This window comes from Vibrio sp. 10N.222.46.A1 (assembly GCF_041473595.1).
Taxonomy (GTDB): Bacteria; Pseudomonadota; Gammaproteobacteria; order Enterobacterales; family Vibrionaceae; genus Vibrio; species Vibrio tasmaniensis_A.
In genome coordinates this window covers 1-8,660 of record NZ_JBFRSN010000508.1, presented here as the reverse complement: position 1 = coordinate 8,660, position 8,660 = coordinate 1, and the positions used below count along the sequence as shown (strand labels likewise).

The 8,660-nt window shown below is 41.4% G+C and carries 9 protein-coding genes and 1 pseudogene; 4 read left to right on the top strand and 6 right to left on the bottom strand.

The window, feature by feature from the left end; genetic code table 11:
* The first annotated feature begins 466 nt into the window (after positions 1-466).
* A complete protein-coding gene (locus AB4496_RS14910; RefSeq protein ID WP_017099452.1) occupies positions 467-1,300 on the top strand; it encodes a hypothetical protein in 834 nt (277 codons plus the stop codon).
* A 760-nt stretch (positions 1,301-2,060) separates the two neighbouring features.
* Positions 2,061-2,237, top strand: coding sequence for a hypothetical protein (locus tag AB4496_RS14905; RefSeq protein WP_157936399.1), 177 nt, complete (start codon positions 2,061-2,063; stop codon positions 2,235-2,237).
* A gap of 241 nt (positions 2,238-2,478) precedes the next feature.
* Here the strand turns inward: AB4496_RS14905 and AB4496_RS14900 are convergent, their stop codons facing one another.
* The 6 genes and pseudogenes from AB4496_RS14900 to AB4496_RS14875 all read right to left on the bottom strand — a co-directional run bounded on the left by AB4496_RS14900 (position 2,479) and on the right by AB4496_RS14875 (position 6,458).
* The gene (locus tag AB4496_RS14900; RefSeq protein WP_017098102.1) at positions 2,479-2,739 is read right to left on the bottom strand and encodes a hypothetical protein; all 261 of its coding nucleotides are present in this window, start codon (positions 2,737-2,739) and stop codon (positions 2,479-2,481) included.
* Positions 2,740-2,796: 57 nt separating this feature from the next.
* Positions 2,797-3,135, bottom strand: coding sequence for a hypothetical protein (locus AB4496_RS14895; protein ID WP_017098101.1), 339 nt, complete (start codon positions 3,133-3,135; stop codon positions 2,797-2,799).
* Positions 3,135-3,353: a hypothetical protein gene (locus tag AB4496_RS14890; protein ID WP_372085594.1), complete on the bottom strand. Its 219-nt coding sequence runs from the start codon at positions 3,351-3,353 to the stop codon at positions 3,135-3,137. The genes AB4496_RS14895 and AB4496_RS14890 overlap by 1 nt, the downstream gene beginning before the upstream one ends.
* 339 nt (positions 3,354-3,692) lie before the next feature.
* On the bottom strand, positions 3,693-3,935 hold the full coding sequence (locus AB4496_RS14885) for a transposase (RefSeq protein ID WP_032499864.1): 243 nt from the start codon (positions 3,933-3,935) through the stop codon (positions 3,693-3,695).
* A gap of 149 nt (positions 3,936-4,084) precedes the next feature.
* Positions 4,085-4,573, bottom strand: coding sequence for an Hsp20 family protein (locus tag AB4496_RS14880; protein WP_017098606.1), 489 nt, complete (start codon positions 4,571-4,573; stop codon positions 4,085-4,087).
* 1,003 nt (positions 4,574-5,576) lie between these two features.
* A pseudogene (locus AB4496_RS14875) lies at positions 5,577-6,458 on the bottom strand (IS5 family transposase).
* A gap of 56 nt (positions 6,459-6,514) precedes the next feature.
* On the opposite strand from AB4496_RS14875, the gene AB4496_RS14870 reads away from it, so the two are divergent.
* Positions 6,515-6,877, top strand: coding sequence for an H-NS family nucleoid-associated regulatory protein (locus tag AB4496_RS14870; RefSeq protein ID WP_069595600.1), 363 nt, complete (start codon positions 6,515-6,517; stop codon positions 6,875-6,877).
* 242 nt (positions 6,878-7,119) lie between these two features.
* Positions 7,120-8,505 (top strand): GGDEF domain-containing protein, encoded by a 1,386-nt coding sequence (locus tag AB4496_RS14865; protein ID WP_017096766.1) that lies wholly within the window; start codon positions 7,120-7,122, stop codon positions 8,503-8,505.
* The last annotated feature ends 155 nt before the right edge of the window (positions 8,506-8,660 follow it).

The window sequence follows — 8,660 nt, the reverse complement described above, 5'->3', positions numbered from 1 at the left end:
GTATTATTTAGATTATGTAAAGGGAAAAACCACAAGGTTACTTAAAGATTGAAATATCAGGCGACGCTGCGCTATACTTGCTTTAGGTCGTTAAGGTTAAAACACACTACATTGGCTGCTAACCAGTAGTGCCCTATGTAGTGTGTTTTTTCTAAGATTTAGAGTGTGTTAGAGGTGGTACTCTGACCATATAGCACTTGCAAAAAAGCCGGCTTCCCAATAGTAGCCGGCTTTTTTGTGTCTAAAAAACGGGATTTGATTTGTTTCTTCGGTTGAGATAGCGTGAAATTTCACCGTTTGGACAACCAATCTAAACACTCCCCAAAAACCTATTGGACCTCAAAATATGACTCCTTTGACTCAGCCTTGGCGTGGGCTAAAGCCCAAACAACACATTCTCAATCACACCGCTTGTTTATCCCTCGGGATGAAGTGCTGTGTGCTTTAAACGTGGACGGTGAATGTTATGAAGACGCCTGGACACGACTCCTCCCCTCCCCCGCTCGATAAATCGAGTTACGATGCGGAGTATCGCCGTAAGCGTAAGGATCGGAAGCTGGATTTGATTGAATTGTATCAACGTGTCGTTGAAGAAGAGAACGCGCGGAACCCTAAGACGCCTTTTGAGATCGGATTTAAGTCTCGCCGGTTGCTTCGAAGCGGTAAGGTAGAAACCCTACCGCCAGAATACGCGCGGATCTTAAAAGGGTGTGAAGAATTTATTACCAACCCCAATCGTTTCCCGTCACTTAATGCATGGGGCGGTGAAGCGGTGAATAATGTGCAGTGTCGCACCTTAATTGCGAAAGTATTAGCGTGCACTCTGCCGAACACAGACCTCATTGGAGGGCGCATCGGTTTGCCCACCGAAGCGGGATTGAAAACCATCAGCTACGACCAGCTTCAAGAAGATTATGCGTTGCGCTTTGGAGAGTTTATTTCGCCGAAGTCCTTTGCTAAAGCGGTGAAGTATCTAAAGCGTGCCAGCTATTTTCACAGTGAGCGGATCAATGTGTGTGTCGACCAAGACGAAGGGACGATACGCAGTGCACCCGCGTACAAACAGTTTACACCTCGCTTCTTTAATGACTTAAAAGTCGTGCGTTACACCAACATCAGCGAATTGATCCTCGCAACACGGGAACGCCAGACAAAGAAAGGACTGAGCTTTCAGTGGCTCTCTTTCCGTAAGATCGCGTCAGGGATACAAGAGATCTTCAATGCGTCAACGTTAAACACCTATGCGCAATCAACCTCAGCCTTCTTTAGTGAGTATCAACCGGACTTGGCCCCTAATTAAAGGGATATTTTTGTCTCCGCGAAAGCGGAGGGATCAGCACGTCTGAACCTTATCCTACCCTGCTTTATCTCTCATTTTTCTTGTTTCTCCCAACAGGTTATTCAGGGTTATCTTGCGCACGCAGTCTCATTCGGAAGGGATTTCTCTATTCACGGTTTTTTATAAGAAAGGCCGTGCAAGAAAGGAAGGATAAAAAAGACCGCTATAATGGCCATCAATAAGGGGCTGCGCTTATGAACACTACGTATAAAGATAAATAATTAAATCAATAGAAAAATAAATACTTAAGGACAAGCAAAAAAAACGGCGCGGCAACCTTCTTTTGTCATACGACAGGGACCTTCTTCGATTAAACGCTGAGTCAGGTGGCTCCCTTTCATCATCTCCTTACTTAACGTCCACCTTCATCCGGATGGTATGGCTTAGCAGGGCGAGGGTTTTTAGTGCTGTCAATATTGCAGCCTAAAAAGAGCAGTATGGCGCTGTGAGAGGCTTTCTTCTTAATTTCATTAAATGGTCACGGTTCTTATTCAGCCGCTTAAGCTTGCTGCTTTACAAAATGAATGGCCCCTTGAATACTAAGATTAGCGTTTCGATTTATCAGCGTCAGAGGGTAATTCAAACTCAGGGAGCATAAATTAGTATTACTTCGAGGTGTTTCTCTTCTTACGCTGTTAGCCTAGAAAAACACATGGGTTACTAGAAGAGAAAAGGACGGATATGACACTTCCTATTTTTCACTCAAACAACGGAAGGTGGAGTGTCGGTGGGTGTGGCTCAGTATGTTCCAGAACTAAATGCGGCGGTCGGTTACTTGCAAAACAACCGTAACATGAACATGAAAATCGCAATTTCAGTTAAACCACAGAACCCTACAGTGCATTTGGTGATTGGCCACAAGAGTAATGTAGAGAAAGAATATCCATCGCAAGCCTAACTGTATCGGATCTCACAGACCTTTGTACTACTCATCTAATGAACAGTTAGGAGCGTTATATGTTGTTGTCTTGGTTTAGCGACGACTACCCATCGGCCTTATTGTTATCATATTCAGGTACTAATTGAGTGAGGGGAATGATCGCCTCACCCAACTTTCATTGTGACAACGTCACAAAAAGACCGAAAGACTACGGTTATTACCTTCCTTGAAGCCCTTATATAACGTTCTGGTCAGAGTTTTATAAAATATTCAACGTTTTACTGCCCACTTTTAAATCGACTCTCTTTATACCCAAGCGATAAAGGCAAGAGAGTACGTCATTTTGAAAAACATTGTATTGACTACGATTTAGAAGTAATAAAAATTCTTCTAACAAGTATCGTTTTTGAGCAAGCTGATAAAAATCACTTATCCTTTGCTTTACATCCAAGTCAATAACAGCGACTTCCAGGCGAGATTGATTCTTCTCAAATAAAAAACTAATCGGCCATTTTGACACAGAAAACCTCCATTATGTGTGAATTATAAAAACAGTCGTTACCGCTCGAAGGGAAAATTAGAGCAACATTTCTTCTTTAATTCCTACTTTGATTAATGCCGCCTTCTCAATCGCTGTTAGTTCTGAAAGCTCACTAACGAAATCACAATCCTTGAACCGAACGTCGGTCGCTTCACCCAACTTTTCACTCAATGCCGTCATCAAGCCTTCTACTAGGCCACTGAAACGCATGGCAGTCGAGATTAAAACATTGTCACCTTGCGCCAGATATGACGACGGAACTTGTTCAGCAACCAACCTAAAAACGCCTCGTAAACGCTGACCAAAAGCACCTTCCAATTGCGTTAATGTCGCTTTCAGGTCACTTTTCGACATTTGATCCAAAGCTGAACTCATTAAATCCCCATCAAAACGAGCATGAGCATTCGCATCAAGCGCGCCTTCAGTTTTTTTGCCGTTTTTTCATGCCATTGCAAGGCCGATGTATCAATAAAACCTTGTAAACCTTGCATAGTGGCGCTTACATTTGGACGTTTGTGTGAAAGTGAGTCCACAATTAATCCTAGATGCCCTGAATAATTTTTCTCTTGTTTAGGGACAGTAGAAAGCGCCAATTCACGAACTAGACTCAGATCCCCCTTTATTCAAGGCGATATTCTGAATAAATTTAAATGAAATATTGCCTTCGCTTAGCGCATCTTGTAGCTTATTTATTGTTTCACTAGATAATAATGGTGTTAAATTCGCTGTTACTCGTGTAGACAAGTAACTCACCGAATCCAGTGCTGTTTTCTTACTATTATCCTTAGCTGAACTACCTCTAATACCTAGATCATTATCAATTTCAGAACTAACAGCAATCGTCCTGACAGGATGCTCGCTCGAGCTTTGTTTCTGTGTTTCCGGCTCAAAATAAGAACTAATAGCCTCTTTAAGTCCACCAACTTGAGCAGTTAATTTTCGGTCATTGAATAGGTTTCAGCGACAATGGCGAGTTTAGTTTGAGCAGACCACTGCTCTGATGAAGTGTTGCTCTTTGGCACGGTGGCTCCTGAACTTCTGAGTTGCGGGCGCCAATAATACAGGGTCGCAGTGCTAATTCCTTCCTCTTCGGACACTTCTTTAACTGACATCGAATAGGGAGGCAGCAGCTTCTTCAATATCGCTTCTTTTCTTTCAACTGAGATACGAGACACAATTACTCTTTATCGCCCAAACTGGTTAAATTTTAACAGTGACAACTACCCTGCCAGATAGGGATATTGTGAACCCAGATTTAGACACAAGAACAGCTCCCGATTGGGAGCCGTTCCCCTTTCAAAAATGATAATGTGCTTTCACACTATCATTCTCCTTTAGCAGCTTTATTATCTTTGGTGCTTGTCTCTTCAGCCTTATGCTCTAATACATCACAGTTTTTATTGATAGTGATGGACTTAGGCTTCATAGCTTCAGGTATCTCTTTCACCAGAGTAATAGTTAACAATCCGTTAGAAAGATCTGCATCCGTAACTTCAACATAATCAGCTAAGTTGAACTTACGTTCGAATGTACGATTGGCGATACCCTGATACAGATATTTATTTTCTTTATCAGCACATTTTTGCCCACGTACACTTAGCACGCTCTTTTCTACTTGAATATCAAGCTCTTCCTGAGTAAATCCGGCTACGGCCAGGGTGATGGCATAGCGATTCTCTTTTAGAACTTCAATGTTATATGGTGGGTAACCGTTGATAGCAGTTTCACTGGTCATGGCATGATCAATTAATGATGCTAGACGGTCAAACCCAACACTACTACGGTATAGTGGAGATAGGTCAATTGAGCTCATAATATATCCTCCATAAGAAGCAATACAAAATAAAAACAAGAGTGATGAAAAGGCCTCTTGATAAGACAACCTTTTCAAGGTTTTTTATAGTGTTTACGAACAATTATTTCAATAGTTTTTATATAGCAATTTCTCATTGAATTAGTTTTTTTATATGAAATTGTTATATCCTATCTATAATGACGAGACAAAAATAGTTCATAATTAGACGGTCTCTCTACTCTCTGATGGGCAATATTCCACGATATGAATTACGCGGGTGGCATGGGGTCGAGATCGGTTGGTTGAGTTAGAAATGAAAAAAGGCAGACTTTCAGTCTGCCTTTTTTGAGTCACAAGAGATTACTATCAAATCAAATGGAAGGTGATTTATGAATGTGACTCTATGCTTATGTGCGGGTTATGTTTGAAAAATCAATAGCCATGTGATGATTTATTTAACGTAATGGTACTTAGTGTGAACCCAAATTTAGACACAAGAACAGCTCCCTATTAGGAGCTGTTCTGCGTTACGGAGTCACGCAATTGAACATAGGAATAATGAACACCAATAATTTTTTTTAGTGAGTTTTTTAAAATGTATGTCTTTTTACGGCATAACCTTGTTTTTCTTAGATTCATCACTACATCAAATATGAACAATGTTGCTGTTAAACTAGTTTAAAGGTTTTGTATGGCTATCTATGTAGCGCCTGGTAATAAAGTCGGGCGAGATGGGGCTCTTTTCAAGAGTGTAAAATTAATACAACAAATCATACGGTTGTAGTAAAATATGGTCGGTATTGTACTATCCGTGATCATGAAATAGCGCCTCCAACAAGTACTGCAGCGCGACATTGGTTGCAGATTTATAGAACACCAGATAATACGGAGTAATGTCCGTAACATTATCGTAGAAAGGTCGCTTAGCGGCCTTTCTGCATTTGTAAGTATTAGGTAGCCTCCTTGCGGCTTTGTTGCGTAATTAAATTTAGAGATAGAGCTACCCCGTTTCGCGTATTTCTTAGTCAATACGACAAGTTTCAGGCACACCTAACCCAGTAAGCTTGTTCAACGCTTTTATCATCGCGTAAGTTTCACCCACCTGTGCATTGTAATTTCTTAAGCTCAGTTTCCCTCCTAGCAACTGTTTAACTCGATACATCGCTGTTTCTGAGAGTGAACGTTTGTGGTATCCATACCGCTCTTTCCAATACTTATTTGAGCCGTATAATTTCTGGCAACCCACGGCGAGATTTCGAGGGTGACCACGCTCCCAGAAGGCAGCCCCTTCTCTTGGGGGAATAAGCGCAATAGCTCCCTTAATCTTAATAGCAGCGTGACATGCTCTCGTGTCGTAAGCGCCATCACCAGACACCTCAAGGAGACTTCGGCGTGTTTGTTTCAGTAAGTTTGGGAGTACTTCTCCATCTGTAACCGTCGATAAACTTAGCTCGGCGGCAATGATCTCATAAGTGCTTGTATCGACGGCAATATGAAGCTTTCACCAGACCCTACGCTTGCCATCCGTCCCGTGTTTTTTGACCATCCATTCACCTTCGCCATAAACCTTAAGGCCAGTAGCATCAATGGCTAGGTGTTGTATCGCTCCTCTCGTTTTAGTCTTAAATGAGACCTCAACTTGCTTGGCTCTACGACTGATGCAGGTGTAATGCGGACAACTTAACGGAACATGGGCTAACCTAAATATCGAGTCGATAAATCCTCGCAGCGCTGTCGTGATAGCTAAACCACTGAACCGACGTGGCCTCCCGCGCTTATTCTGTTTGCTTTGCGCCCAACCGCTTATTGCCTCTTCATCAATCTAAAAAGTCAGAGAGCCACGGTTAATGAGTGATTGGTTGTATTGCTTCCAGTTGGGTGTTTTATAAAGAGGTTTAGGAATAGGGCTACGAGAGAGTGGACGTAGCTGATCAGATCGTAGGTTCTTGATTTAGTTCCATTGAATTACGCAACAAAGCCCTTAATATCCGCTCGCTTCGGGCGTTCTCTCGTGAATTAACACTTGAGGAACTTGAAGAAGCACTTAAGAAGTTAACGACCGTCTTTCTTAAACGCCAAGAAACAAAATTCGCTGAAATCGTAAATCACATCAAGGTTGATGTTGAAGCTCTCATAGAAGCTCTATCAGGAAAATCAAAAAAGAACACAAAAGGTAAACGTAAGCCTCGCCCTGCTAAATATAGATACACCGACGGGAACGGCAGAGCACAAACATGGACTGGTCAAAGTCGCACCCCTTCCATAATTCAAGAACAGCTTGATGCTGGTAAATCACTTGATGATTTCTTGATCGCGAAATAGTCGCTTCTTTCCCCCCTCCTGCAGTAGGAAGATTTGATCTTGTTGTTAACAACAAGATCAATATTCATATAGAAACGAAACAGAAGCCTTGTTTAAGTTAGTTCGATAGGCCTGAAACCGAAGGCGGGATCCCCATCCTTATTAATGATAATATTAAACGCAGTATTTGGGAAAAATCTCCTAGATTGAATCATTATCTATAAAAGTTAAGTCCTAAGACACCCAATGAAGGCGATATATAAATGGCAAAAAAAAAACGAGCACTCACTTCACTCACTCTTTTTTACAGCCAAGTTTTCTGCAAGGTGATTGCAGCTTTGTCTGTTCTCATTTTAGCTTCCTATCTTTTTGATATTAAATGGCTCTATCGACCAACAAGCCATGGGGCAGCTACGCATCCTATAACTGCTTTTATCTTTTTACTTCTTTCTTGCGCCTGTATTTGGCGGAAAAAGAGTCTGAAGATAACCAGAAGCCTCGTAAGCCTTGCTTTTTTCATACTTGTCATTCGTTTCTATCAACAAAGTACTGGAATTAATTTAATTGACCCTGTTCTAAGTTATTTCATCTTTTTTGATACCCCACTTCACGCAGAGTCTCCCATCGAGATGGGGTTTAATACATCAGTAATGCAACTTTTTGCTGTCATAGCCATTTTTTTCCTCTTAAATAGACGTCCTTGGTATCTAATACAAATTTTTGCCATTACCGCTATTTTCCTCCCATTTGTCTCAGCCGTTGGTTACGCTTATGGTATTGATTCATTTTATGGCCAGATGTCTCCGGTCACCACTATATTAGGGTTCTTTTTAACCATATCAATTTTTGGTCTCACAGCCCACCGAGGCGCACTTAAAACACTCTTATTACCTACTTTAGGAGCGAAAATAGCGCGTACGCAGTTAATCTTTGGGTTGTTATTTTGCCTAGCTGGCGGCTTTCTCACCACTTATATTTTGGATGATGAAACCAGCGGTTTTGCTATCTATGTAGTGGTGGTCTGTACGTATATCACCTTTACAATGCTGGCTAGTGGTATTACTTATGAGCAATTCGATAAACGTAGACGCCTCCTTGAAAAACAACTCCATAAATCCGCAATTACTGACCGGTTAACTGGATTGTATAACCGATCAGAGTTCGATCAAAAAATCCAAGCAGTATTTGAGCAACAAAACCTGAACCAGGAAATAAATAGTTTACTATTAATAGATATTGATTTTTTTAAGCAATTCAATGATACCTATGGGCACTTACTAGGGGACAAAGTTTTGCAGCTCGTCGCTAATGTTCTGAAAAACAATACACGCTCTTCTGATCTAGTTTGTCGTTATGGTGGAGAGGAATTCACTATTTTACTTCTTCAAACAGATCTTGAAATCGCCAGCAAGATCGCTGATAACTTAAGAATATTGGTGAGTGAACAAAACCTCACAGCCCCCCTAGAATACGAATCAGATCAGCAAGTGACCATCTCTATAGGATGCGCTAGCCTCTCACAAGCGGAGACAGTCAAAGAGGTGATTAAGCTAGCGGATAATGCTTTATATGAAGCAAAGAAACAGGGGCGAAATAGAATATGTCTCGCTCACGATAAGAGTGAACGCAAAACTTATGACAATTTTTAGCGGCATCGAGAAATCCTAAGAGCGGTTTTGTTGCGTAATTAAATTTAGAGATAGAGCTACCCCGTTTCGCATGCTTTTTAGTCAATACGACAAGTTTCAGGCATACCTAACCCAGTAAGCTTGTTCAACGCTTTTATCATCGCGTAAGTTTCACC

Bases quoted from the DNA above. Each gene is read 5' to 3' on its own strand.
- AB4496_RS14910 (WP_017099452.1), top strand. From the start codon at position 467: ATGAAGACGCCTGGACACGACTCCTCCCCTCCCCCGCTCGATAAATCG.
- AB4496_RS14895 (WP_017098101.1), bottom strand. From the start codon at position 3,135: ATGAGTTCAGCTTTGGATCAAATGTCGAAAAGTGACCTGAAAGCGACA.
- AB4496_RS14880 (WP_017098606.1), bottom strand. From the start codon at position 4,573: ATGAGCTCAATTGACCTATCTCCACTATACCGTAGTAGTGTTGGGTTT.
- AB4496_RS14865 (WP_017096766.1), top strand. From the start codon at position 7,120: ATGGCAAAAAAAAAACGAGCACTCACTTCACTCACTCTTTTTTACAGC.